This window comes from Miltoncostaea oceani, assembly GCF_018141545.1.
Taxonomy (GTDB): Bacteria; Actinomycetota; Thermoleophilia; order Miltoncostaeales; family Miltoncostaeaceae; genus Miltoncostaea; species Miltoncostaea oceani.
This window is the reverse complement of sequence record NZ_CP064357.1, coordinates 206,532-230,326: the sequence shown is the minus strand read 5'-3', so window position 1 is coordinate 230,326 and position 23,795 is coordinate 206,532. Positions and strand designations below refer to the sequence as shown.

The 23,795-nt window shown below is 70.1% G+C and carries 29 protein-coding genes; 14 read left to right on the top strand and 15 right to left on the bottom strand.

Features of this window, described 5'->3' with window-relative positions; genetic code table 11:
* The first annotated feature begins 13 nt into the window (after positions 1-13).
* Positions 14-2,251, top strand: a complete 2,238-nt coding sequence (locus tag IU369_RS19865; protein ID WP_217924968.1) for an RNA ligase family protein — start codon at positions 14-16, stop codon at positions 2,249-2,251.
* Here IU369_RS19865 and IU369_RS19860 read toward each other — a convergent pair.
* From IU369_RS19860 to IU369_RS19835, 6 genes are all read right to left on the bottom strand, one after another.
* The gene (locus IU369_RS19860) at positions 2,244-2,648 is read right to left on the bottom strand and encodes a hypothetical protein (RefSeq protein ID WP_217924967.1); all 405 of its coding nucleotides are present in this window, start codon (positions 2,646-2,648) and stop codon (positions 2,244-2,246) included. The genes IU369_RS19865 and IU369_RS19860 overlap by 8 nt on opposite strands.
* A gap of 105 nt (positions 2,649-2,753) precedes the next feature.
* Positions 2,754-3,257: a hypothetical protein gene (locus IU369_RS19855; protein ID WP_217924966.1), complete on the bottom strand. Its 504-nt coding sequence runs from the start codon at positions 3,255-3,257 to the stop codon at positions 2,754-2,756.
* 2 nt (positions 3,258-3,259) lie between these two features.
* Positions 3,260-4,603, bottom strand: coding sequence for an aminopeptidase (locus tag IU369_RS19850; RefSeq protein WP_485020632.1), 1,344 nt, complete (start codon positions 4,601-4,603; stop codon positions 3,260-3,262).
* 54 nt (positions 4,604-4,657) lie between these two features.
* On the bottom strand, positions 4,658-5,683 hold the full coding sequence (locus IU369_RS19845) for an asparagine synthase-related protein (protein ID WP_217924964.1): 1,026 nt from the start codon (positions 5,681-5,683) through the stop codon (positions 4,658-4,660).
* A gap of 87 nt (positions 5,684-5,770) precedes the next feature.
* Complete coding sequence (locus IU369_RS19840; protein WP_217924963.1) at positions 5,771-6,145, bottom strand: hypothetical protein; 375 nt, start codon at positions 6,143-6,145, stop codon at positions 5,771-5,773.
* Between the two features lie 82 nt (positions 6,146-6,227).
* On the bottom strand, positions 6,228-6,569 hold the full coding sequence (locus IU369_RS19835; protein ID WP_217924962.1) for a hypothetical protein: 342 nt from the start codon (positions 6,567-6,569) through the stop codon (positions 6,228-6,230).
* Positions 6,570-6,704: 135 nt separating this feature from the next.
* On the opposite strand from IU369_RS19835, the gene IU369_RS19830 reads away from it, so the two are divergent.
* Positions 6,705-7,118, top strand: coding sequence for a hypothetical protein (locus IU369_RS19830; protein ID WP_217924961.1), 414 nt, complete (start codon positions 6,705-6,707; stop codon positions 7,116-7,118).
* Between the two features lie 447 nt (positions 7,119-7,565).
* On the top strand, positions 7,566-8,024 hold the full coding sequence (locus IU369_RS19825) for a hypothetical protein (protein ID WP_217924960.1): 459 nt from the start codon (positions 7,566-7,568) through the stop codon (positions 8,022-8,024).
* A gap of 258 nt (positions 8,025-8,282) precedes the next feature.
* On the opposite strand, the gene IU369_RS19820 is transcribed toward IU369_RS19825, so the two are convergent.
* The 3 genes from IU369_RS19820 to IU369_RS19810 all read right to left on the bottom strand — a co-directional run bounded on the left by IU369_RS19820 (position 8,283) and on the right by IU369_RS19810 (position 10,860).
* Positions 8,283-8,936, bottom strand: coding sequence for a GNAT family N-acetyltransferase (locus IU369_RS19820; RefSeq protein ID WP_217924959.1), 654 nt, complete (start codon positions 8,934-8,936; stop codon positions 8,283-8,285).
* A 102-nt stretch (positions 8,937-9,038) separates the two neighbouring features.
* Positions 9,039-9,512, bottom strand: a complete 474-nt coding sequence (locus IU369_RS19815) for a hypothetical protein (protein WP_217924958.1) — start codon at positions 9,510-9,512, stop codon at positions 9,039-9,041.
* A 151-nt stretch (positions 9,513-9,663) separates the two neighbouring features.
* The gene (locus IU369_RS19810; RefSeq protein WP_217924957.1) at positions 9,664-10,860 is read right to left on the bottom strand and encodes a matrixin family metalloprotease; all 1,197 of its coding nucleotides are present in this window, start codon (positions 10,858-10,860) and stop codon (positions 9,664-9,666) included.
* 361 nt (positions 10,861-11,221) lie between these two features.
* Between IU369_RS19810 and IU369_RS19805 the strand changes: the two genes are divergently transcribed.
* From IU369_RS19805 to IU369_RS19790, 4 genes are all read left to right on the top strand, one after another.
* Positions 11,222-12,082 carry a hypothetical protein gene (locus tag IU369_RS19805; RefSeq protein WP_217924956.1) on the top strand — a complete coding sequence of 287 codons (861 nt, stop codon included), beginning with the start codon at positions 11,222-11,224 and terminating at the stop codon, positions 12,080-12,082.
* A 141-nt stretch (positions 12,083-12,223) separates the two neighbouring features.
* Positions 12,224-12,826, top strand: a complete 603-nt coding sequence (locus IU369_RS19800; RefSeq protein ID WP_217924955.1) for a winged helix-turn-helix domain-containing protein — start codon at positions 12,224-12,226, stop codon at positions 12,824-12,826.
* A 47-nt stretch (positions 12,827-12,873) separates the two neighbouring features.
* Positions 12,874-13,557 (top strand): metal-dependent hydrolase, encoded by a 684-nt coding sequence (locus tag IU369_RS19795; RefSeq protein ID WP_217924954.1) that lies wholly within the window; start codon positions 12,874-12,876, stop codon positions 13,555-13,557.
* A 129-nt stretch (positions 13,558-13,686) separates the two neighbouring features.
* Positions 13,687-13,911, top strand: a complete 225-nt coding sequence (locus IU369_RS19790) for a DUF1653 domain-containing protein (protein ID WP_217924953.1) — start codon at positions 13,687-13,689, stop codon at positions 13,909-13,911.
* Positions 13,912-13,956: 45 nt separating this feature from the next.
* On the opposite strand, the gene IU369_RS19785 is transcribed toward IU369_RS19790, so the two are convergent.
* The 3 genes from IU369_RS19785 to IU369_RS19775 form a co-directional block, all read right to left on the bottom strand.
* Positions 13,957-14,280 (bottom strand): nucleoside triphosphate pyrophosphohydrolase, encoded by a 324-nt coding sequence (locus tag IU369_RS19785; protein ID WP_217924952.1) that lies wholly within the window; start codon positions 14,278-14,280, stop codon positions 13,957-13,959.
* Between the two features lie 112 nt (positions 14,281-14,392).
* Positions 14,393-15,379, bottom strand: coding sequence for a hypothetical protein (locus tag IU369_RS19780; protein ID WP_217924951.1), 987 nt, complete (start codon positions 15,377-15,379; stop codon positions 14,393-14,395).
* A gap of 123 nt (positions 15,380-15,502) precedes the next feature.
* Positions 15,503-15,973: a hypothetical protein gene (locus IU369_RS19775; protein WP_217924950.1), complete on the bottom strand. Its 471-nt coding sequence runs from the start codon at positions 15,971-15,973 to the stop codon at positions 15,503-15,505.
* A 113-nt stretch (positions 15,974-16,086) separates the two neighbouring features.
* On the opposite strand from IU369_RS19775, the gene IU369_RS19770 reads away from it, so the two are divergent.
* Entirely contained in the window at positions 16,087-16,566 is a 480-nt protein-coding gene (locus IU369_RS19770; protein WP_217924949.1) for a hypothetical protein, read from the top strand.
* A gap of 30 nt (positions 16,567-16,596) precedes the next feature.
* Here the strand turns inward: IU369_RS19770 and IU369_RS19765 are convergent, their stop codons facing one another.
* Positions 16,597-16,953 (bottom strand): hypothetical protein, encoded by a 357-nt coding sequence (locus IU369_RS19765; protein ID WP_217924948.1) that lies wholly within the window; start codon positions 16,951-16,953, stop codon positions 16,597-16,599.
* Positions 16,954-17,317: 364 nt separating this feature from the next.
* Here IU369_RS19765 and IU369_RS19760 point away from each other — a divergent pair, with 364 nt between their 5' ends.
* Complete coding sequence (locus IU369_RS19760; protein ID WP_217924947.1) at positions 17,318-17,740, top strand: hypothetical protein; 423 nt, start codon at positions 17,318-17,320, stop codon at positions 17,738-17,740.
* Between the two features lie 56 nt (positions 17,741-17,796).
* Here the strand turns inward: IU369_RS19760 and IU369_RS23690 are convergent, their stop codons facing one another.
* The gene (locus tag IU369_RS23690; protein ID WP_281426265.1) at positions 17,797-18,234 is read right to left on the bottom strand and encodes a transglycosylase family protein; all 438 of its coding nucleotides are present in this window, start codon (positions 18,232-18,234) and stop codon (positions 17,797-17,799) included.
* A 597-nt stretch (positions 18,235-18,831) separates the two neighbouring features.
* Between IU369_RS23690 and IU369_RS19750 the strand changes: the two genes are divergently transcribed.
* The 5 genes from IU369_RS19750 to IU369_RS19730 all read left to right on the top strand — a co-directional run bounded on the left by IU369_RS19750 (position 18,832) and on the right by IU369_RS19730 (position 22,022).
* The gene (locus IU369_RS19750) at positions 18,832-19,827 is read left to right on the top strand and encodes a hypothetical protein (protein ID WP_217924945.1); all 996 of its coding nucleotides are present in this window, start codon (positions 18,832-18,834) and stop codon (positions 19,825-19,827) included.
* A gap of 155 nt (positions 19,828-19,982) precedes the next feature.
* Positions 19,983-20,657, top strand: coding sequence for an HNH endonuclease family protein (locus IU369_RS19745; protein ID WP_246551656.1), 675 nt, complete (start codon positions 19,983-19,985; stop codon positions 20,655-20,657).
* 3 nt (positions 20,658-20,660) lie between these two features.
* Entirely contained in the window at positions 20,661-20,888 is a 228-nt protein-coding gene (locus IU369_RS19740) for a hypothetical protein (RefSeq protein WP_217924944.1), read from the top strand.
* Between the two features lie 12 nt (positions 20,889-20,900).
* Positions 20,901-21,221 (top strand): hypothetical protein, encoded by a 321-nt coding sequence (locus IU369_RS19735; protein WP_217924943.1) that lies wholly within the window; start codon positions 20,901-20,903, stop codon positions 21,219-21,221.
* Positions 21,222-21,569: 348 nt separating this feature from the next.
* A complete protein-coding gene (locus IU369_RS19730) occupies positions 21,570-22,022 on the top strand; it encodes a hypothetical protein (protein WP_217924942.1) in 453 nt (150 codons plus the stop codon).
* A 42-nt stretch (positions 22,023-22,064) separates the two neighbouring features.
* Here the strand turns inward: IU369_RS19730 and IU369_RS19725 are convergent, their stop codons facing one another.
* The gene (locus IU369_RS19725; protein WP_217924941.1) at positions 22,065-23,645 is read right to left on the bottom strand and encodes a DUF2510 domain-containing protein; all 1,581 of its coding nucleotides are present in this window, start codon (positions 23,643-23,645) and stop codon (positions 22,065-22,067) included.
* Positions 23,646-23,795: the final 150 nt, after the last annotated feature.

The window sequence follows — 23,795 nt, the reverse complement described above, 5'->3', positions numbered from 1 at the left end:
CACCCTCGCTCACATGAGTCGAGGACGCTCCATCCCATCAGCCGCGGGGGCCGCCCCTGTGAGTTCAACGCCACCGGTCGCGGCCAGTCCCGGGTTCGCCGTCGAGGCGCACCGCCTGGAGATCAGCCCCCACCCGGACGCGGACCGCATCGAGCTCGCCCGCGTCGGCGGCTACCTCAGCATCGTCCCCAAGGGGCTCTACCGCGACGGCGACTACGCGCTCTACATCCCTGAGCAGTCGATCGTCCCCGCCCCGATCCTCGAGGAGCTCGGACTCACCGGCAAGCTCGCCGGCTCCGAGAAGAACCGCGTCAAGGCGATGCGCCTGCGCGGGATCCTCTCACAGGGCCTGATCTACCGGCCCAAGCGCATGTACCTCCAGGAGGGCCACGACTACGCGGCCGAGCTCGGGATCGTCAAGTGGGAGGCCCCGATCCCGGTCGAGCTGAGCGGTCAGGTGATCCAGGACCCCGCCGCCGTCGGCTACCACGACATCGAGAACATCAAGCGGTTCCCGGACGTCCTCATCCCCGGTGAGGAGGTCGCCGCAACGGAGAAGAGCCACGGATGCCTCCGATCCGACACGCGCATCCTCATGGCGGACCTCACTTGGCGCCCGATCCGTGAACTCGTCGATGAGGGCTTTGCGGGCGAGGTCATGGGCGTAGACGCCAACGGCCAGCTCATCCCCACGCCGGTCCTGAACACGTTCGACAACGGCCCCCGCGGCGAGAGACCATGGTGGCGCCTCCAGGTCTCCAAGGTCGAAGCAGGCCGTGGCCCGGCCTGGCTGAGCGTCTACCTCACCGACAACCACCGCATCTGGTCGCCGGACAACACGGGGGCTGATGCCGAAGGCTTCGTGCGGACTGATGAGATCAAGGTCGGCGACGAGGTCTTCGTCTCCCGCACTGATCTCGTTCTTCCTCCCATGGTCGAGCAGATCCTGGTCGGGACGATGCTCGGCGATGGTTCGCTGGCCGGGGTGAAGACATCCGGAGTCCGCCGAGTCGAGTTCTCCCATATGGAGCCGCACCGCGAGTACGTCGACTGGACTCTCGCTCATCTGGGCGAGTGGGCCCATCCGGTGACCAGCCGACGCACGAGCGGCTACGGCACGGAGATGATCGCCGGAAGCACCATCACCAGTGCGCTGATCGCCGAGATGTTCGTCGACTGGTTCGGCGAGGATGGCCGCAAGAGGTTCCCTGAGAGCGCCATCCCCAGCTTGGGACCGCTGGCGGTCGCGTGCTGGTACATGGACGATGGCAGCCTGCAGCGCAACGCCGGACAGCTCGACCAAGCCATGTTCGCCACCAACGGTTTCGATCCCACCAGCATCCAGAACCTGGTCGCGGCGCTCGAGCGGCTCGGGCTCCACGCGACCGTTCGCAACTACGAACGCGACCCTGGGAACGGCCGCATCCACCTGAACGCCGAGAACACCGAGCGCATGGCGATGCTGATCGCACCGTTCATCCCCCCGGTGATGCAGTACAAGCTGCCAGCGCACTACCGGGGCAGTACGGGCTGGATGCCCAGCGCCGTCGATGGCTTCAAGCCTGTTCTGCGCCCCCAGCGGGTGATGTCCGTCGAGCCCTACCACGGGGCCTCTGGTGGCAAGAACCGGCTCTACGACCTCGAGACTGGCACAGCCAACTTCATCGCCAACGGGCTGGTGGTCCACAACAGCTGCAGCAACTTCTCACTCGTGGACGGGCACTTCGCGGTGACGTCGAAGGGGCAGGGACGCAAGGGCCTGGCGCTGCTCGACACGCTCGATGAGAAGGGTGAGTCGACGAACGCCTACTGGAAGATGGCTAAGAAGTTCGCCGTCGAGGAGCGCCTGCGCGAGTTCGCCGAGCGCACCGGCGCCCAGCGGATCACGCTCTTCGGCGAGACCCTCGGGGTCCAGGACCTCAACTACGGCGCCGACAACGGCCACCTCGACTTCCGGGCCTTCGACATCCAGGTGGATGGCCGCTTCCTCGACCACGACGAGAAGACCGCGCTCTTCGCCCAGATGGGGATCCCGGACGCACCGGTGCTCTACCGGGGACCCCACTCGATCGAGGCGCTCGAGCAGGCCGCCTCCGGCTCGGAGCAGATCAGCGGCCGCGAGCTCCACATGCGCGAGGGTGTGGTCGTGCGCCCCGTCTCAGAGCGCACCGACCCGACGCTCGGACGCGTGATCCTGAAGGTGATCTCCCCCGACTACCTGACCCGCAAGGGCGGCACCGAGTTCAACTGACCGGCGCGCCCTCGGGGGTCGGCGCGCGGAAGAAGACCGCGAAGTCGTCCAGCGAGGGCGTGAAGGTCCGACCGGCCGCCTCGACGGGCTCACCGATCGGGAGGACCTCACCGATCGCGTACTCGCCGAGCGACGTCCTGGTGGCCGGGTCGACGAGGAGGATCGATGCGGTGATCTCACCGGCGACGTGGAGGCGCATCAGCGACAGCATGACCGGACCGTCATCGGTGCCGTCAGGGCGCGGCAACGTGCTCGCGTAGAAGGCCGTGCGTCCCTCGACTCCGAGGCCGGCGATCGCCCCTCGAAGGTACGTGTCGAGCTCGGTGTCGACGGGGGCGGGGAGGCTGCGCCGCAGGTGGCGCGTGAAGAAGTCCTGGGGAGTCTCGGTGATCGTCATGCCTCCAATAGACGACATCCCGGACCGCTCGCCGCCGGAGCTCGAGGCCGGATCGCCGCACCCTCGATCTCCACCGGCCGCCGGCTGATCGGTCCACGACGTTGCTCAGGCGGTGATGGTGCGCAGCCGGCCGGAGATGTCCGAGCCGCTGTCGGTGCGCCAGACCACGCCGCCACGACCTTCGGTACCGACGACGCGAGCCGGGTCTTCATCCCAGGTGATGATCGCTCCAGCCGCGTCGATCGCGACGAAGATCGGCCGGAAGAGATGGTCGGCCGGTAGGCCGGCCGCACGCAGGGTCCGACTCACGCGGTGCTGGCGGTTCGCCTCGATCACCGCCGCGCCCCCCTCCTGGGCCGAAGACGAGCCGAGGGCGGACTCGAGGACTGGGTCATGGACGACGTCGACGCGCCCGTCGGGGAGATACCGGCAGAGGACACGGCCTTCGCCGTCGCGGAGGACGATCAGCTGCGGTCCTCCACTCCAGCCCTCGACCGCGAGGCCTCGGCAGATGCGCTCGGCGGACGAGCGATCGTCGCTCACTCCGAGGCGACTGCCCTCGGCGGTCTCCCAGGTCCAGCTTGCGGTGGTCTGCGTGGCGTCGTTCATGGTCAGATGGTCCAGCAGCCGTTCTCCATCAGGACGCTACGGGTGCCGTCCCGGGAGATCCCGGAAACTCGCATCCCCGGTGTACCGAGGGTCAGATCTTGGTGGACGCCCGAGCGGTTGCGCCGAGGGTCGTCCTCATGTCCTGCGGCCATGCCGGCGCGGTAGCTGAGCCCGAGCGCGAGGTGGAGGCCGGCGTTCTCATCCAGGTTGGTCACGCCGAAGACGCGCTCGCTCGAGCCGATCCGTCCGTCGGAGGGGACGAGCGCGAGCTCGCCGGGTCTGAGGGATCCGGCGTCCACGTCGAGGAGCCCCCAGACGATGTCGTTGATCTCCTCGGCCTCCAGACCCGCGCGGCGAAGCGCGGGGACCGAGGCCCCGAAGCCCTCGCGCGTGAGCGCGCCTCCCTTCATCCGCCCCTGGAGCGCCGAGATGACGACCGTGGCATCCGACAGCGCGAGATCCGCGGCCTGCTCGGGCCCGAGGGTCATGGTGATCGGGCGTGAGATGGAGAGCGTCCCCTCGCATTGGGCGGGATCAGGTGAGCAGAAGATCTCCTCGCTCGGGATGTTGCAGCCGAAGCGCCGGCCGTCCTTGGTCGCCCACTCACACGGAGAGAAGGCTGAGGTCTCCAGGAGGCCGACGCGCAGGTCGGTCCCGTTGTCCGGGTCCTCGATCTGGATCGCCTCGAGGTCGAGCCCGTTCAGGTGCCGGGACCGGGCATGGAGCGCCTGGACGTGTGTCTCCCAGGCCCCCGGCGGGTCATCGGGGCCGCAGCGGCTGAAGCGGAGGAGGTCCACGGCGTAGGCCCGCACCGCCGCGTCGGCCCCCTCGCGGGCGAGGACCTCGTCATAGGCCGCCCGCGCGACGGCGAGAGAGGGTGCGTAGACCATCGACCAGGGCAGGTGGTCATCATCGATCAGCTGCTCGAGGTGGCGCATGGGATCCCCGGTGGCCTCCCCGTCGTTGACCGTGATCAGGCAGTGGCGCTCCGGCGCGTGGGCGGCCTCTGCCCAGGCCTCAGAGCCCGCGGCGTCGTGTGCGGGAACGCCGGACTGGCGCAGCAGCTGCGCCGTCGGACCGCTCGTCGCCACGATCACCTCAGACGCCCCGCGCCGGTAGGCCGCCTCGGCGAGCGAGACCGCCAGTGAGACCGCCTCCGGTTCACCTCCGGGCGTGTCGATCACGACGCAGTCGCCGGCCCTCATGCCCGTCGCGGATCCGATCAGACTTTCGGCGTAGCGCCTCTGCTCAGCGTCGCTGAGTGGCTGCCCGGGGCGACGCGGGGTGGAGTGGGAGCGCGGTCGGGCCGCGGTGCGCTTCGTGATCGACTGGGTCCCACGCGCCATGGGACCGATGCAAGCAGCGGTAGCGGGCAACCGCTCCGAGTTCTCGCCGGATGCTCAGGCGATCACGTCGAGCATCTCGAGCATCTGCGAAAAGCTCGGGATCGCGCGCGGCTGGGCGTCCCGTCGAGGAGCGACGCCTGCGCGGTCTGCGTGCCATGCCACCCAGATGCGGACCGCCAGCAGGAGATCCGCTGCCTCAACCGGCGGGCTGGTCACCCGCAGGTCGGTCTCGTCGTCGACGCGCTCGAGCATGTCCCGGGCGATCACCCCGTAGACGCCGCTGGACATCTGGGCGGCCGCCTTCTGCTGGAAGGCCACCGAGGCGGGGACACCGAGGCGCACCGCGGCGAGCCGCAACGGCAGCTTGTCGGCACCATCCCCCCACCAGAGCCGCGGCGGGATCTGACGGACGGCACTCGCCATCTCGAGTCCGCGGAACGGCTCGCGCTCACGGTGGTCGCGCTTCCAGCCCGGAGCGAAGCATGAGCGCCAGAACCAGACTGGGAGCATGGACTCCCAGACCGAACGCTCCCATTCGGCCATGCGCCATGGATCGCCAAACTCACGCGGCTCGCGGCCGCCGGCGAGCAGGATGTCGGCGCCGTTGCCGGTCCAGAAGCGATCCACGCCGTCGGCGTCCAGGCGATCGATCACCGCCTGCTCGAGCAACCCATAGGCGATGTCGAACACCGACCGCGACCTCTTGATCGCCGCCATCTCGCCCACCTCATGCGCCACGTCCTCGGGATCCCAGATGATCTCGACCAGCGGCAGGTCCAGGGCCCCGCAGACCTCACGAGCGCCGCAGATGTCGGCGTTCTCGGGGCCGTCTCCGACCACATAGCAGGTGGGCTTCATGCCCTCGGCGACGAGGCTCGCCGCAAGGAGGGCTGAGTCGATCCCCCCACTGATCTGCACCGCCTGGCGACGCGCCTCGCCGGCGGAGAGCTCTCTGACTCCCGCCCGCATGTGCTCGATCACCAGAGAGGAGGCCTCGGAGGCACTCATCGACTCATCAGGGGTCATCGCGAGGAGCCGTCGCATCTGATCTGGCGTCCACCAGGCTCCATCCACGGGCATGAGCGGACTATGGGAACGCGCGCCCGCCCGGCGCCGCCTTCTCCGATCCCCTGTCAGGGACCGGGCGGCGGCACCGGGCGCGTGGGGTCAGTGGTTCGTGAAGCCGGCCGCGCTGAGGACCCCGCACTCCTCGAGTCGCACCATGCTCCCAAAGAGCTCGTTCGGCTCGTCGCCGTAGCTCATGCCGCCGGTGATGTAGATCCGGGAACCGCCGACGACCACCCACGCGAGCATCGGCCCCGGTCCCTCGATCTCGGAGCGGAAGTCCGCCAGATCCGAGGCGAGCGACGCGCGGGCCTGCTCGTCGGTGACGTCGTTGAAGACGTAGAGGGACGGGTCGCGGTCGTCCTCCTCGGCGAGCGTCTCGATCGAGAAGGCTTCGATCGCCTCCTGCGCGGCAGCCCAGTCGGGCGCCCGGTCCTCATCGATCCTCGCCACCGTGCACAGGAACGCGACACCCATGATTCTTCCTCCCCTTGGTCAGATCCAGCCGGGCACAAGCTACGACGCCCGACGCTGATATCGGCCGGGCCCGGCTTGCGCGTCAGCCCTCGTGTGCCTTGCGCTCACGGCGGTTGCCGTAGACCGAGTGCTCCCCGCGGTGCCCTTTCACCTGCCAGCAGATCTCTCCCAACCCCATCGGCTCGTGGCAGAAGGGGCGTCTGATGAAGACCGAGCGGTAATCCCAGACCTCACGGACGACCTGGGCGATTCCGACGAGTACCGCCAGCGACGGAGCGATCGCGAGCCCGAACAGGAACGACGACCAGTCCATCCCGGGTACCGCCCGAGCGAAGACGGTCAGCCCGAGGGCGATACCGCCGAGGATGAAGCCGCTCGCGATACCGATGACGGTCGCGAGCACCGCCTTCCTGAAGAGCGTCACAGCCGTTCCCTCATCATCCTGTCGGTGTCAGGGCCCGATCGGCTCCCGTACCTCTCAAACCTACGATGGGAATCGTCCCGCGCCGCTCGCAAGACATCAGCGCCGTCGCCACGCGCACCGACACTCTCCATGTCCATGTGCTGGGAGACCGACAGGGACGACGGCCGGATCACCGCCCACCAGACGACCTGTCCTCCGGACCTGGTGATGAGTGAGCTCTACCGGGTCCTCCGGGGGCCGTTCTCAGAGCGGATCGGCAAGGGTCTGAGTGAGATTCGCTTCTGCCGCTCGCGGGTCGGCGCCGCAGGATGGGGCCGTCGGCTCGCGTGCCTCGCCCTCAGGCCTCGCCGCCTGGGCGAGGTGATCGAAGCGACCCGGATCCTCGAGTCCCTCGACGCCCACGCCATCAGGCGCGGTGAGGTCACGCACCTGTTCATCGAGCACGACCTGCGCGGCCGGCGGGCGAGGCGGATCGGCCGGGCCGTCGAGCGCCTGCCCTCAGCGATCGCCAGCGGCGACGCGACTCCTCTCATCCCTCCGTCCCGGTAGGCGAGAGCCCGGCCACCCCGCGCGGCACGCACCTAGTCTTCGTCCAATCACGGGCTCCGCAGCCTCCTGGTCCCGACGGGGATGGAGGCTCCGGTGAGGTGGCCGAACGAGCCATCAGCAGCAACCACGGCAGCTGCTCCCTTTGGGCCGGGCCGTGGAGGAGAGCCTCAGCCGACGTTCCGCCGACGGGCGGACGCTGAGGCTCTCCTGGCCACTTCATCCCCTCTTGGTCGGGGCACCCGAAGGGAACGAGCGCGCCGCATCTTCGGGCGATCGGACCCGCACCGGCGCCATTCTTCCAAAAGCGACACCGTCAGATGTCGCTGACCAAGCTGTCTCGCTCCGTGGTCTCTCATCCGCGCGAATCGCCGCTGAGACCACCCCCTAGCGCCTGCCACGCGCGAGTACGGCAGTCGGAGCACCGTCGATGACATACGCTCGCACGCGATGACTCTCACACCGATCCACTCGATGGCCGAGATGTGCTTCGGACGACTACTTCGCCAGTGTGCCCGCGATCGGCTCGATCTCGTGATCGCGCCTCCGCACCCCGCCTACGAGCTCTGGAGCGTCGGTGTCCACCCGAGCCTGGAGGTCCTCCCCCGTTGGGCACTCCGCCTCGAGGCGCCAGGGCCCGTCGATCTCACCGCCCAGCTCGGCCAGATGCCGGAGGTGCTGATCAGCGCGGAGGGCCTCACGCGAAACCCATCCTCCCCGCTGGCGCCGCCGCTCGCGGAGGAGCGCGAGGCTCGGGGTGAGCTGGCCGCGCTGCTCGGCTGCGCCCTACTCGGATCCCGGACGGTGCGGCTGATCCCACCATCCGGCGACGCGCGCATGCCCTGTGGCCTGCTCGACGCCATCAGAAGCGCCTTCGACTCGCTTCCCTCGCACGATCGCGAGCCCTGAGGCCGACCTCGCCGTGCCTGGGTCGCCTCCACGTCGCCCCTGGAGACGGTCCCGGGGATCAGCTGGAGAGGAGCCGACGCGGGTCGCTGACCCCAATGGCGGTCCGCGCGGTCGGCGGCACGCAACGAGCGATAGAGCCCCACCCGTGTCCTACTCTGTGAGCGCGCGGTCGAGGTCATCTAATGCAAAGAGTCCCCGGTGATGGGGCGAATGTGGGTAGCCAGCCCCACCCACGGCCGCGCACTCAACCCCTGAACATCAGTCCGTTGTTCGCCGCGGCGCCCCGAGCATCTCGAGACTCGCCTCGTGGCCGCTGATCAGGATGTCCGGACGGAAGATCCAGTCCTCCCGGGCCAGGAGGAAGTGGGGCAGGCGAGTCGCTACCCCGTCGAGCATCGCGATGTGCTCGCCGATCGGACGGTAGCCGGCGCGGAGGCTCACGCCAGTGGACGCGCCGTTGCTCGCGAGAGCCGATGTGATCGCGTCCCTCGCCCCGAGGGCCCGGAAGGCGAACTCCAGAGCCATGACTCGTATCTGCGTCCCGATCCCACGCCCCCGGTGGCTGGCAAGCAGCCAGGATCCCGATCGGACTCGAAGGGAGTCGCTGAAGTGGTCAGCAGACAGCTCCTGGACACCCACGGCCCCGGCCTGGTCGTCCAGGAAGACGCAGAACGGAAGGCTCCAGGCCGTGGGCCCTGCCTCTCCGCGGCATCGCCAGTGGTAGGCCATGAAGCCGCGCTCGAAAGCGGGAGAGGATGCCTGGGCCCAGCGGGTGAGGAACTTCTCCTCACCCGGCGCGAGGATCCCACCGCAGGCGGCAACCGCAAGATCCTCGAGCTCGGGATCAGAAGCGAGGCGGAGCGTGATCCCCGGAGTGCTGATGCGGATATCGAAGGGCGGCCAGAGCGTCATGCCGGGGATCATCGCGCAAGCGGGCTGGCCGGCGCGTCAGTTCTCCCTGGCTCCACCCCGCTCCACAGCCCCACCGGCAGGTGATTCGACGACCGAGGGTCGCTAGCGACGGTCCGACACGGCCCGGTAGGCGGCGACCTGGAACGTGGGGCTCACCCGTGCGCCCATGGACGGGCCAGGGGGCGTTACCACCTCCGTGGTGGCGATCCTGAGGATGCCGCTGCCGGCCCGCACCTTCCACCGGGTCTCGAACGGGGAGAGGCGGTAGTTGCGCCCATCACCTGATCGAAGGCGTGCCGGAGTCGTGGCCAGCAGTGAGACGACCGACTGAGGTGCGGCCGAGAAGTGGACGCGTACGACCTCACCGACCTCGAGGATCAGCCGGGGCGTCACCGGCGAGAGGAGAGGCCCGTCGGCGAAGATCGCCCCCGTCGCTGAGAAGCAGGAGACCGATGGGCTCGAGAGCCAGTAGTCGCCCCGGCGGGTCTCGATCCACGCGCTCGCCGGCGAGCAGACCTCACCGGGGGCGGCCACCACAGGTGCGGGCGCCGACGGCGCTCCCGCGGCCGCTCCCACGGGAACCAGCGCCGCAACGCACGCCAGCGCCGGGATCGAAAGCCTGCCGGCTCTCCGTACACCACTCATCTCATTCTCCTGGCAGTGGGACGCCGGCGCTCGCCCGGCACACTTGGTGCCGGGCGAGCGTATCGACCTCAGGTCATGACCGTCAGTAGGCGGTGTTGGCCCAGTAGGTCTCGCCGGGGCCGAGCTTGCGGTCGGCGGTGGAGCCGTAACCGGCGCCCTTCATCACCTCGGCAGGCGAGGAGACGTGCCCGAGACCGAACGCGTGGCCGATCTCGTGCGTGGCCGCGCCCTCCACATCGAGGGCGTTCGGCGGCGGCGGCGCCGGGGTCGAGTTGATGAACCAGCTGGTGGTGTTGTTCAACCGGATGTCCGCCTCCGAGAGGTACGGATGGGTCCCGACGAACGTCATGGCGCAGGCCGCGGTGCCAGGCGTCGTGCAGACCCCGCCGAAGGCGGAGACCGGGCCGAAGTCGATCGTGCTGTAGCCGTTGTATCCGCCGGCCACGGCGATCGGCCCGAGGTAGCTGAACTGGGCCGTGCTCTGGTCAGGCACGTTGCACCAGTTCTGCATCACGTTCCAGTTGTCCGCGGCGTAGAGGACGGGGGTCAGGAAGCTCGAGGGCATGTTGGTGCTGACGTAGAACGCACCGGCGCCCCCGTAGATCCGGGTGCCGTTGTCGAGGAAGCTCCCGGTCGGGCTGCAGTAGGCGTTCGACGACTGACGGCCGTTGCGGCTCGAGCGAGGGGCGGCGGGCTTCGCCGGACCCTTGCGGGCCCCGAGGCCCCTCAGACCGGTGCGGGTGCGCTGAGGGGACGAGCTGAGGGCGGCGCGGGTGCTCATCCTCTGGTGCGACCCGTGGCCCGCGCCCTCGGAGTCGTGCGCTGCGTGCTCGGTCGCCGCCTCGGCCGGCTCGGGGACCGTCGCGTACATGGCCATCACCTGCTTGCCGGCCGCGTCGAAGAAGGCCATCTCGTCATAGCGGCCCTTCTCCCTCACCGCCGTCGCGTAGACGGTCCCGTCGGCGCGGCGAAGCGTGATCATGCTGGCATCCGGGCGCTTGGGAGCGACGCCGCGCGTGGCCTTGCCGCCGACGGGCGTGGCGAAGACGACCTGGCCGCGAGCGCCGCTCTCAACGGCCGCGATCCCAGGGGTGGTGCCTCCGCCGGCCAGCGGGATGGCCTCGCCGGCCTTGGTCTGGAGAGCCGGCGCCGCCAGGCGGTCGACGACCGAGGGCGCCGCCGAGGCGGCCGAGGCGGTGAGCAGCGCGCCGACACCGCAAGCCGCGACAAGCGCGCCCCTCAGCATCGATGCGCGGGACCTGCGTTCCGAGTGGTTCATGTGGTTCTCGTCTCTGTCAGTGGATGGTTTTCGTGCAGGGAGAAGGTAGGACGGTCCGCCGCCGCCGACTCAGTTGAGATCCCTGCTCGGGGCGTGGAAGCAGGCCCAACCGCAGACGACCTCTCTGTCACCATATGCGCTTGCATTGCGGTACCGCTGACGCCCTCACGAAACGGGGGCGTCCCATCGCGGTCGCCGTACACTCAAGGTCATGGGAAGAGGCCGGGGATCCAGCGCACGAGGGGCGATGACAGGCGGCGGGCTCGTGCCACCTCGCCGAGGTGTGATCGAATCGATCAGGGTCCGGCGAAAGGCCGGCGCCCTGTTCCGTGAGTCCCTCGCCGACGAGGAGGTCTACCGGATGAACCGTCACCCGGGATACCTCTACGCCTACGCCGCGTCGGCGCCGCAGAAGGAGATCGAGGCGCTTGAGGCGTTGCTCGGGATCGAGTCCGGCTCACTGCCGCGCGCCCTCACCCTCAACGAGGTCAGGGCGGCGCGGTCGGCCCTCGACGTCGGAAGCTCCGCATACGGCGAGCTGGAGGACCTGCGGTGCGCGCTGGCCGAGATCGAGGAGCACGATGGCGAGAGGGCGCCCTGGAACGGGGACGCCCTGATCAGCGGCGCCCTCACGGAGCTCGCGACGGCACTCGCCCCTCACAACTCCGACATGACCGGGCCCCAGATCGCCTGCGAGATCGCCGCCGCCGCCGGATACCGCTTCGGAGCTCCAGCGGAGCCACCCAACTCGGTGCTCGGGACCTGGTTCCTCCTGGACATCGGCATCGCCGTGCCACGGGCCGAGCAGGCGCAGGTGGATGAAGGGCTGCGCCAGCTCCAGCAGGCACTGCTCGCCGATCCCCACCGCGCCGCCGCGCACCTCATGAGGACGCTCGGCCTGCAGCGGGAATCGAGTCGCGAGACGTGGCGCAGACTGCGCCCGATCATCGAAGGGACAGGGGCGCGCGACGAATACCTGAACCTCGATCGGTTCAGTCGGGACTACCAGGTCGCCTCGGAGCGCGGTGTCGCCCTCCTGGCCTCGACGCTCTTCGCCCGTAACTCAGCCCGGCACCCGCATGGACTGGCGATCTCTGAGGAGACCATCAAGTGGATCGAGGCGCCGAACGACCACCTGTCGGGTGCGACGCCGGCGGACCTGATCCGCGATGACCCGCAGGGGAACTGGACCGCGGTGCTGACGGCGGCGCAGGCGGACTGATCACGACTGCCGGGGCACGGCGCGCGGTACCAGGGGACAGGCGGATGTCAGTCTCTCCCCCATGCCTCACCGTGACCTGCTCGATCAGCACCAAGCGCCTCCTGCCGCCGAGAAGGTGGGGCGCCAGCGAGGAGAGAACTGATGGGGCGCTCCGTTCCCTCCGACCGACTGGCGCAGGCACTCACCCGTCAGGAACCGTTGATCGACGACGGCCTCCACGAGGCGGACCGCCTCTACGCCGCGACCCTTGCCGCCGCCCGCCGGACCGGCAACGTGGCCACCGAGCTCGAGCTGGCGGGCGACAGCGACCCCGAGCCCGCCTGGAAGAACGCCGCAGCCGCGCTGAGGCGGGCGGAGGTGGCGATCCGAGCGGCCGCTCAGATGCTCCCCGAGGCTCCGGAGGACACCTCGATGCGCCGGCGCCGGATGATCAGCATCGGCGCGCTGATGATGGACCGCTCCCGCCGGGTCGCAACCTGGTCGGGCTCCCCTCTTCCCCTCACCCGCCTCGAGTTCGACATGCTGTCGGCTCTGGCTGAGCGCCCCGGCGAGGTGCTCGGCAACGAGGTCCTCCTGCGCGAGGTGTGGGGCTACGCCGCGCGCCCCCGCACCCGGACGATCTGCTCACACGCCTCGCGCCTTCGGCGTGCCCTCAAGGACGCCGGCGCCCACTGCGTGATGATCGACAACGCCTGGGGGATCGGCTACCGACTCGTGCTGACCGACGGGACCGCTGCGGACTGACGAATCCGGTGACATGCACCAGGCTTTCGGGGTCCTACGTTGGCCTCATGCTTGGACGCAGCCACGTCGCCACCGGAGCCGCGGGTTTCCTCGGTCTCGCCACCCCGGGGTTCGCGCTTGCGGGCAACCCCCTCAGCCCCGGCGAGATCGCCTGCGGGACGCTCGTCGCCGCCGGCGCCGCGCTCCTGCCCGACCTCGACCACCCGCAGGCGACCGTCTCCCGGTCCCTCGGCCCGATCAGCTGGTTCGCCAGCCGCGTCATCACCAAGCTCGCCGGTGGGCACCGCAACGGTACCCACTCGGCGCTCGCCGCCTTCCTGGTGCTGATCGCCGCGCTCGCCGCCGTCGCGAGCGGTGGCCTGATCGGCCCCTTCATCACCTGCGTGATCTGCGTCTCCCTGGTCTGCCGCCTCTTCCTCGACGGCTTCAACGACGCGACCTCGGCGATCGTCGCCTGCGTCGTCTCCGCCGGACTCCTCGCGGTCACGCCGGACTTCCGCTGGATCCCGCTGGCGGTCGCCGGCGGCTACATCCTCCACCTGGCGGGCGACGCGATCACCAAGGAGGGGGTGCCGCTGCTCTGGCCGGTCAACAAGACCCGCTTCCGCTTCGGTCTGATCCTCACCGGCGGCCGGCTCGAGAAGATCGTCTGCCTCGGCTCCGGCCTCACGGTCGCGATCCTCGCCTGGACCATGATCCTCGCCCCGGCGATCGCACAGACCCACCCCTGAGTCCGTTCCCGTCCTGTGAGGGCGGGGACGGGAGTCCACGCAGGGTCGGCGATTCCCGGCCAGGACGCGACCGCGCACGGGAGCGGGAACCCGTCCCGCGCCGTGGCCGCGCGCTCCATCATCACGGTCATGAGCGATCCGACCGGCACCTGGGCGCCCGGCTATGGCGGCCCCGGGACCTACCTCCACAAGAAGGGGGGCCGTTACCGCGTCATCGGCCTCGGCACCCATGAGGGGACCGGCGAGCTGATGGTCATCTACTCGCCCGTCGGCGGCCAGAGACTCTGGATCCGCCCCCTCGAGGACTTCGACGACGTTACCGACGGGGTGGTCCGCTTCCAGCGCGTGGCCTGAGGGGATATTCATCCCAGGACCGCCAGCGCCCTCAGGTGCGGCGCGTCAGTCCTCGGTCCAGAGAAGTCGCAGGCGCCGGTCGAAGCCGCCCCGCTCGATGCGCTTTCGCTCGCGTTCGGCCCCGATCTCCTCCTCGGAGATCCCGTGTGCGGCGGCCAACGCCGCGAGGACCTCGAGCTGGTCGGCGATCTCACCCGCGAGATCCTCCGTGCCGGCGCCCGCGATCTCCGCCGCCTCCTCGAGCACCTTCGCCCGCAGGGCCGCGTCGTAGTCGCCCTCGTCCATCACCTCGGTGGCGAACCGGGCGCCGTTGGCGGCGATCACCTCCGGGATCAGGTCCCGGACCAGCTTGTCGTGTCGGATCCCCATCAGTGCCTGGGAGGGTAGGTGCCGCGGATCAGCGCCGGCGCGGTTCTCTACCTCGGCCCCTTGGACTACACGGCGTTCACCGTGGGCTCGCAACACGGCCCCACGAACTGTCTCAGGTGTCGGGACTCGCCGGCCAGAAGGCCTCGACGCGGGCTGCGGTGCCGGCGCCGCCCTGCCCGAGCTCCTCATCGATGCCCCGGCTCTGGCCCGCCGGGACCGGCGGGCGATAGTTGACGGAGGTCGCATTGAGTAGGCGCCCCTGAGCGTCATAGACCGCCAGTGCGTAGGCACCGCGGACCGCGCGTCGGCCGACGTTGAAAGCCTCACCCCGGACCGACAGCGAGACGGGGGTGTCCGATGAGGTAACAAGGCGCAGATCTCGGATCTGGACCGGGACCATCTGACGTTTCGCGACGTCGCCGACGGCGCTGACGCTCACGGTGGCCGGAACCTCTCCCTCGATCGTCACACGGCCGGACACCAGCCCGGTCTCCCGAGCGGTGAGAGTGGCAAAGTCCTCGAGGGATACCGTCGTGACGATCCTCCCCGCAGAGTCGCGGAAGACGGCGCGAACGTCGATCTCGCGGATCTCGAAGCCCGCGGAGGGATTCGCGATGCGCGCCGCCCAGCCGTAGGTCTCATCATCCTGGTAGGTCAAGGGCAGGCCGACGAACTGGGCGTCGGAGACTCCCACCTTGATCCTTGCGGGAGCGACTTCGAAGGTCCCGCTGTCGGTGGTCGACCCGGGACAGGCGATCCGGTAGGACCACGTCCCCGCCGGGCCGATTCGCGGGATTTTGATCTTCCAGCCGACCCGGGAGGTGCTCGCGCGCGCCGGCTTGGCGATCGGCTTCAGGGACCTGCCCGCAGGCGTCCTCGCCGTGAGCCGGCAGACCCGCCGTGGATCCGCGCGGTCGTAGTTGACGCTCGCGCGGACGGTCGTGACCTTGCCCGCCTGCGCGGAGGAGGTCCGCGAGAAGACGTAACCGTCGGCTCCCGCAGCCCCGCCCGGGGCGACCAGGGCGACGAGCCCGCCGAGGACGAGGGCTGATGGAACCACGGCTCTGGCAAGGCGAATCGGCATGCGGCCGAGTATCACACAGGCGCTGATGAGCCCTCCGGGCGAGTGTTCCCCCGGAGCGCATGCACCCTCTGCCACGCGACGTATGGTCTTCCTACCAGGGGGCGGCGATCATGCCGCCCCCGCTTTCGTACTCGGCTCCTAGACGAACATGTCGGAGCGAGCCGCGGCGTCCTCACGATCCCAGCGGCGAAGCGACGCGCGGCGGGCGTGGTGGAGCCACCGCTCCTGGCGCCTCTCCTCGACGACCATCATCTCGCCGACGACGGCGGCGGCGACGCCGAGCGCAGCCGCGATCGCGCCCGGCCAACTCGGCCGCTCGAGCTGGTCTGCGAAGAGCAGGTAGAGGAACCCGGGAAGGAAGATGAAGCGGATCAGAGAGTCGAGCACCGGGTCGTCGCCCCGGAGCGACATGACGATCCCGACGACGCCGAGGGCGGCGAAGACGAGGATCAGCACGGTCGCTGAGGTGATGACGGCGATCATCGTCAGCGCCGAGGCACTGGCGAGCGCGAAGAAGATCGCGACGAGGAAGCTCCCCGTGGCGGCGAGCAGGTAGACGGCGAGCCTCTCGACGCGCCCCGGGCGGGTTCCAAACTCGGGCGATCTCACGGCGCGAGAGTGGACGAGGGGCGCTCAGCCCCGCTGCAATCTCCCCGTCGACCTCAAGGGTCCGGACCCTTTCTCACGGCAGGGGCTGACCACCCCGCCGCTATCCTCGAGCCATGGCCACCAGGACGATCACGTTCGCCGTGCAGTGCGAGCCGCTGCTCACCGAGTCCGCCCCCTTCTCACGCTCCCCCGATGGCCAGTTCGAGCGGCGGGCGCCGCAGGTCCTCGCGACGAGGATCCTCGAAGCCTGGGAGAAGGCGGGGCGCCCCGTGCTCATTCGCGGACCCTTCGAGTTGGAGCTGGTCGCCTACCTGCGCCGGCCGGCGCGCCATCTCCGGGCGGGCGGGGAGCTCAGCGCGACCGGGCGCGCGTCGGCCCGGCCCCAGCGGGCCCCCGGCGCCGACAGTGCTCTCGCCCTGGCCGAGCTGGTGCTCAGGGAATCGAAGGCTCTCCCCCGCGACCCGGGCGTGTCCTTCATCCTGCGGCGCCGCGAGTGGGCGGATGACCGGAATCCTCAGCTGCGGATCGTCGCCCGCTCGCGCGCCGGAGAAGGCTTCACACAGATGACCCGCAAGGCAACCCTCTCGCAGTGAGCCGCAGCGGCGGCGCCCCTCGTTCGAGCTTCAGGAGGCCGCGGCGGGTTCGGCAGCGGCGCGGGTCCGCGCATCGAGCGCAAGGACGCAGTCGACCAGTGAGCGGGCGATCTCCAGGTCCGGCGGGTTCCATTCCTCACCGCCGGTGAGATGCTCGATGGCCCGGCGATCGAGGCCACCGAAGATCTCCAGGTCGTCCTCGACCAGCATCTCCTCGCAGTCATGTGCGCCGATGGCGTCGAGGAAGGCGCCATCGGGCGTCATCACGCCGCAGTGGAGGGTCTGATCGATCTCGCTCTCCTCATCGAGTACGACCAGCGCCGCGAGGGGCCAGCCCGTCCTCTCATGGAGAGCGAGCGCCATCGCGTGGCACTGGCCCTCGGTCATCGCCCTCTTCGCCGCGGCATCAAGGACCCCCGGCGTCAGCGAGTATGAGCGCCCGTCCAGCCCGGCGACCATTCGACGTTGCGGAGCCGGCGCCGACCCGGCCTGATTCCCTCGCGTTCCCCGGCCTCTGCCCATGAGGTGAGAGTCGGGCTCGAGTGCCGCGAAGGTGCGGATTCTCGGTGTCTCGTGAACAAGTGAGCGCGCAGGGCCGAAAGGCACCTCGGGGCCGCCTGCGCTGATTATACGGCCCGTTCCCAGGGCCTCTCGGCCCTGGGAACCCGCGTGATCGTCACATGTGACGATCACGCGGGGATGTGGAGGATCCTGGCGCGGCGCGGCTCTCGATCCGGCCTACGCTCACCCCATGGACAGCCCCTCTCCCGCCCCACCGCCCACCTCGCCCGGGAACCAGTTGATGGTCAGCCGGGAGGGGCGCTTCGATCGCTGCCGGATCACTGAGGTCGTCGAGGAGCTCCCGGGCGTCTGCTTCCGGGTCGCCTTCGAAGCCGAGGCGGCCGCCTGGTTCGACGCTGATTCGGATGCGGCCGGTCCGGATGGCTGGGTGCGGGGCCTCACCAACGTCCGCGCCGAGTTCCGCATCATCAGCAACAACCACTCCGCCCAGATGGCGCGGGCCCAGGGCTGGCTTGACGCCGGCACCGATCTCCGTGGCTTCGCCAGCCTGGAGCGCCAGGCCGTCGGTCTGATCGTCGTCGGGCGCCGCCCCGTCCGCGCGGAGGACGTCCTCGTCGTCTCGATGTCGCCGGCCGAGATGGACCGCGCCTAGCTTCTGAGGCACGTTCCCGTCTAAACGGGTCGCTCAGGCCCGAGCCCTGCCCCCGGCTAGAGCAGGCCGCACATCCTCGCGGTGTTCGGCCACGGGGAGAAGCCACGCGTCGCCCAGGCCTTCTCGGCGGTGCGCATCTGCTCCTCCCGCGTCCAGTTGTCCGCGGTCCCCTTGACCCGGTAGAGCTGAGGCGCGTAGGTCTGCTGGAAGGATCGGTCCATCTGCAGGCCGCCGTAGTAGCCGTTGCCCGTGTTCGCGGCCCAGCCGCCGTGCTCGGGTCCCGCCTCGTGGGAGTTGATGCATATCCACTGCGCGCGGTGCGGGATCGCCTGATCGACCGCCGCGGCGGCGAGACGGGCGCGCGAGCGCCATCCCTCGAGCTGGGCACGCCGGTTCGCCACCCCGCTCAGGCGAGGCCACGCCGGGACCGGCTGGCCGAGCGCCGATCGGTGGGCCTTCACCTGCGCGTAGGCACGCATGAGCTCGAGCGTCACGGCCGCGGCTCGAGTCGGGACACGGGGCACGAGGAGAGGGGCCGGCCGCGGGACGGGCACCGGCTCGCTCGCCGAGGGGACGGGGACTTCGGCAACGGCGGATAAGGCCGGGGTGGAGGGCGTGAAGGTCGCACAGAGGACAGCGGCGCAGAGCATGGACAGACGCACGTGTGGGGGCTCCCGTAGGTCGAGGGGTGTGAGCGCCCCAGATCCGCGAACGTCAGGCGCTGAGAGAGCCCGACGCGTCAGCGCATCGATGTGGCGCGAAGTGGCGGGCGCCAGGGCCCGACCCCCGTGACTTACGACGTCCATGAGAAGGCAGGGCCGCTCTTTCGCCTCCCATGGGGGACGTCCGTCCCGCCGCTCAGCACCACACCACCCGGCCGCGACCGTTCAGAGACGACAGGAGGCCCGGAGAGGCGGCCCGCCGCGGCCCTCATCCTCACCCGACCGAGATCACGCACCACCACTGACGTGAGGCAGGTGGCCGGGTGGCCGCCGTGACACCTCTCTGGATCGCTACCGGGCAGGTGCGGGACGCTTGTCCGCCGGCGCGGAAAAGTCCGCCGGCGCGCCGGGATGCGTCAAGATGGCGAGATGGGGAGAGGACGCGGCAGGGCGGCAGCGGCGCCCCGGGCGCAGTTGCGCGCGACATCCCCCGCTCTCTCTGAGCTGATCGACTGGACGAACCTCGGCGGCTCAGCGCCGGTGAACTGGACCCCGGTCGACCGCATGCGCACCTGGGGGGCCGGCCGGACACCCACCGAACCCGGCCCAGAGCGCCCAGGCGCCTCCGCAAAGGCCCTTCAGGTCGCACGCGACGCAGAGCGCACTCCGGCTCCCCTGCTCCGGGGAGAGCGCGCGGACTTCCGTGCGCTCAGCTTCCAGCACGGATCCCTCCACCTCGCCTCCGCCGACGAGCTGGCCTGGCACCCCCTGCCCCGTGGCGGGAGAGAGGCGAGGGACGACGCCCTGATCTTCGACGGGACGCGGGTCGTCGGGCGCTGCCAGCGATCCCTCATCGAGCTCCCGGACGGCCGCCTTGAGGCGCACCACCTCGACCTCCAGCTCATCCCCGCCCTCCAGGGATCCGGGTTCGCGCGCCGCTTCCTCGAGCACGGCCTCGGCGTCTACCGCGCGAACTCCGTCGGCAGCGTCCACGTCAGCGCCGGCGGCATGATCGGTGGCTACGCGTGGGCGACCGCCGGCTTCGAGTTCGAAGCGCCGAGCGAATCCGCCGGCCGACTGTCCCTCGAGCCCTCACCGGCGGCCGCGGCGGCCTGCGCGATCTGGGAGAGCTACGGCGGGCGGGAGCGCCTCATGGCGGCCTGCGAGGACAGCCAGGCCCCGTGGAGCCTCCACGAGCGCCTGGAGGCCTACATCGCCTCGGTCCGGGCGGGAGTGGAGGACGTCCCGACACCGGCGCAGCTGGCGGGGATCGGTCGCCGCCTCAGCTGGGAGCAGGCAGACGGTCCTCACACCGGCCGGACGCTCTGGCCCGGCAAGCTGATCCTCCTCGGAAGCGAATGGCGCGGCGTCCGATCGATTCCGGCTCAGGCTCAGGCAGAGGGGACTTCGGCTCCGCGACGCTGAGAGTCCGCGGGGCCTTCTCCGCGCGTCAGTGATCGGCCCGGGGTCTCTCTCATCCGCGCTCGCCCGGGAGAAGAACCTGCAGGGGTGTCGCAGCGTCTTACGTTGTGAGTACGGCCACCGCGCCGTCGCTCACCAACGAAGGGTTGTCAGCCTCGATGCCTCGCCTGCGCCCCAGCTCCCTCATCCTCCTCCTGATCGTCGCCTACGGCTTCTTCGGCACCGGCCTCGGCGACAAGGCCATCGAGCGGGTCCGTGAAGGCCTCGACAAGGCCGGCGCCGCGCCGGTGGCGATGGCCGACGAGCGCGACCTGCGCGCCGCCGGAAACCAGCTGGCCAAGCTGCGGGTCTCCCCGGCCTCCAGCATGGCGAACTACGACCGCGACGCCTTCGACCACTGGAGCGACCTCGACGGCAACGGCTGCGACACCCGCGAGGACACTCTCAAGCGCGACGGCGAGCGCGTCACCACCGGCGCCGGTTGCCGCGTCACCTCCGGCCGCTGGACCGACCCCTACGGCGGCGAGAACGTCTCCGAGGCGGGCGAGCTGGACATCGACCACATGGTCCCGCTGGCGAATGCCTGGCGCTCCGGCGCGGCGAGCTGGTCGGACGAGCGCCGCGAGCTGTTCGCCAACGACGCGATCAACGTCCTCGCGGTGGACAACAGCCTGAACCGCCAGAAGGGCGACAAGGGCCCTGAGGCCTGGATGCCTCCGATCGAGGACTACCGCGCGACCTACGCCGCCGCCTGGATCAAGGTGAAGCTCAAGTATGACCTCACCATCACCCCCGCCGAGCGAGACGCCCTCGCGGGCCACCTCGGCCAGTAGGTGATGGACGACGAGCCACGCTACGCCCAGATGAGCGCCGAGGAGCGCGCCGTCGCCCTGGCGGATCTCGTCGCAACCCTGAACCTCTACATCGGCCGCTTCGTCGAGACGCAGCTCACGACCGCGCAGCGCGAGCTGCTCTACGACGTCGTCCAGGCCGAGGCCGAGGCCGCCGTCGACCACAGCGACGAGCCGCTCCCCCGCTGGTGGCGCGACGACGCCCCTGTCTGAAAGGCTGAATCCATGAGCAAGGCCTCCCCCACCTCCATCACCGCGCCCCCCGGCGGGGTCATGACCGCCACCGACGCGGGCGTCATCAGCGGCGAGTTGATCCTCCGGGTGTCCTTTGGCGCCGACGCAACCAAGGTCGAGGTCGCATACGCCGAGACCGACGACTGGTATCCGGTCGAGGGTTCCCCGCTGCGGCCGCCCGAGACGACGGACCGGAATGAGGAGACCGCGCGGATCGCCGCCCACCTCGCTCACGACCCCGGGGTCGACGCCCACGGCAACGCTCGCCACACCGACCTGACCGACCTCGCGGGCCCGCCCCAGCCCGTCTGAGACGGGCTCGCGCCACGGCGGCCCGGCGCCCGGACCGGGGAGGCGACGCGGACGTGCAAGTGATCGCAGGCTATCAGCGCGCGGGTAGCCGATAGCCCGAGGGCTATTGCAACAGCGCCGCTCGCACTCGCATCCGCACCCCCGTCCGGAGATCCCGGCATCCGGTTCGGATGAATCTGCGTGCCGTCTGAGAATCCGATCCTATGGTGGTGCCATGCCGTTCGACGACATCACCCGACTCGCGCCCTTCATGTAGTGGCGCTCGAGTCCGTTCCCTGAACTGACCGCCGGCTGAAGACAGTCGGCCCCTCGGGCGCCCTTCAACCACGACGAAGGGACTCCCGCTACATGCCTCGCACCACCCACCCGCGCTCGCGCCACCGGCACGACCGCGCCCACCACCGCTTCCACACCGACCGGGTCGTCGCAAAGCGACGCGCCCAGGTCCGGCGCCTCGTCGACGAGACCGGCTACTGGGGTGGCGGGGACATGGTCGGCCTCAGCCCCGTGCGCCTCGATCACTACCTCGCCGCGTCGCGCCTCGACGTGGACGAGCTCAAGTACGACCCGCTCGGCCTGAACCGGTGGATCTGGCTGCGCGTCCGCCAGCTCGCCGAGCGCCGCAGCTACCTCGGCTACGAGCGCCACGACTGCGGCTGGACCCCGAACTGGTGCGACGCCTGCCGGCCCCCGCGCACCCGCGCCCGCGCGGAGGTTGGGCGGGAGGTCATCGCAGCCATCATCGAGCGAGGGGAGGGCGGGGCTGGCGGTCGGGGCGGCCGTTCCCGTCCCTTCCCGTGATCACAGCGCGGGCGCCCCAGGCCGGACAGCCCCACGGCTCAGCTACCGCGGCCTTCGCACAAGGACCGCGCGGTAGGGGCTCTTGCCTGGCGTCGACGCCACGGCCTCGGTCCAGTGTGCGCCATCCCACCATCGATACGGCCACTTGCCGAGCGGGTCCGGCTGCCATGAGGGGGAGGCGGGCTTCTGCCGCCGAAGGATGCCTCCCCCCTGGACCGGCACCGAGCTGATCAACCGCTGATACTCATCCAGAGAGATGGGGCGCGACGCATTCGGATTCGGCGCAGAGATGGTCGGTGCACTCTCTGCCGCAGTCGCCGCCGCCCTCTCGCGCCTCTGCAGCTGGGCCAGGGCTGAGCGGCGCGCGTACCCGGCCGGGTCCTCCAGCACAGGTTCGGCTCGCCTGCGCACGAGAGCGATCATCTGCTTCCCCTCGTCCGGGGTCCGCGCCCCGAGCGCGTGGACGAGCCGACGACGGATGTCGAGAGTAGTGTCGTCGCTCGGGCCGTCGAGGCCCTCCGCCCGAGCGGCGTCGGCCAGCAGGCGCTCGACGCCCGCGAGGTCGCGCTGCATCGCATGGACCACAGCGCCGACATCGCGCGCGGCCTCCGCGAGCGCAGCCGCTTGTACGGTTGCCGTCTCGCATTCGGCGAGGCTCGTCCAGCCTCGAGAGTCGAGGATCTGATGAGCGGCCACCTGGAGAGGAATCGAGTCTGGCCACAACGGCGCACCCGCTTCGGCTTCGCTGCGGAACCGGGCGATGTCCGTATCGCAGCGAACAAGACTCTCCTGCGCCGCGATGACCAGGTCAGCCACGCGCTCAGCCACCGCGGCCAGCTGGCGATCCAGTCCCTCCCGGAAGGCCGCGGCACCGGACACGAACGGACTCGAGAGCACGAGGGGCCCGAGATTCCAGTCGAGACCGATCATCTCCGTAGCGAGGAGCTGCGCCTCATCCTCGCGGCCGGCAGCGACTTCGCAGATCGCTCGCTCAGCCAGGATCAGCTTGCGCTCCTCGCCGGTCCACTCGCGACTCGATTGAGCGGCACTCGACAGGGTCGCCGCTCGCAGCGGATCGCCGGCTTCGAGAGCCGCGCGGGCGGCGGCGCGCAACGCCAGGACCCGTCGCTCGCCATTCTCGGCCTCAGCCGCCTCCTCGAGTGCCGCGCTCGCCCGGGCGAAGTTCCCCAACCCCATCTCGGCGAAGGCCAGCCCCCAGTAGACGCCCGGATTGTTCGGATCGTCGTCCACGGCGGCGCAGCACGCATCATGAGCGCGCTTGTAGCGTCCGCGGCGCAGCAGTTCATCCGCGGCAAGCAGCCTCTCCGCGGCGCGGACGCGTCCCGGCCGTTGTAGGGCGTCTCTGATGTCGGAGAGAGTGCCGGCCTGGGCGCTGAGGGCCTCCAGGAGCGAGACCGTCTGTATGACGACGGCGTCCATGAGGGAACTGAGGTCGAGGTCGAGCTGACGAGCGAGACCGACGAGGACCTCCCCCTGGTCGACCTGCTCGGACTGAAGACTCTCGATCCTCGCCAGGCTCCCAGCGGCCCTGGCCCCCTCGCGCCGGGCACCCTCGGCCACAGCGATCTGCGTCGCCAGGAGTCCGCGGTCGAACCAGGACAACCTGACCGGGGGAATCGGCCCAGAGTGCTGCACGAGAGGCCTCCGATTCGCGGTGAGAGGGGTACCAGGAGCGGACCCTAGCGACGCGAGTGGACCCGGCCTCGCAGGCTGAGCACGGGCAGTGGGAGAAGCCAGCGTCGCCGCGGGACC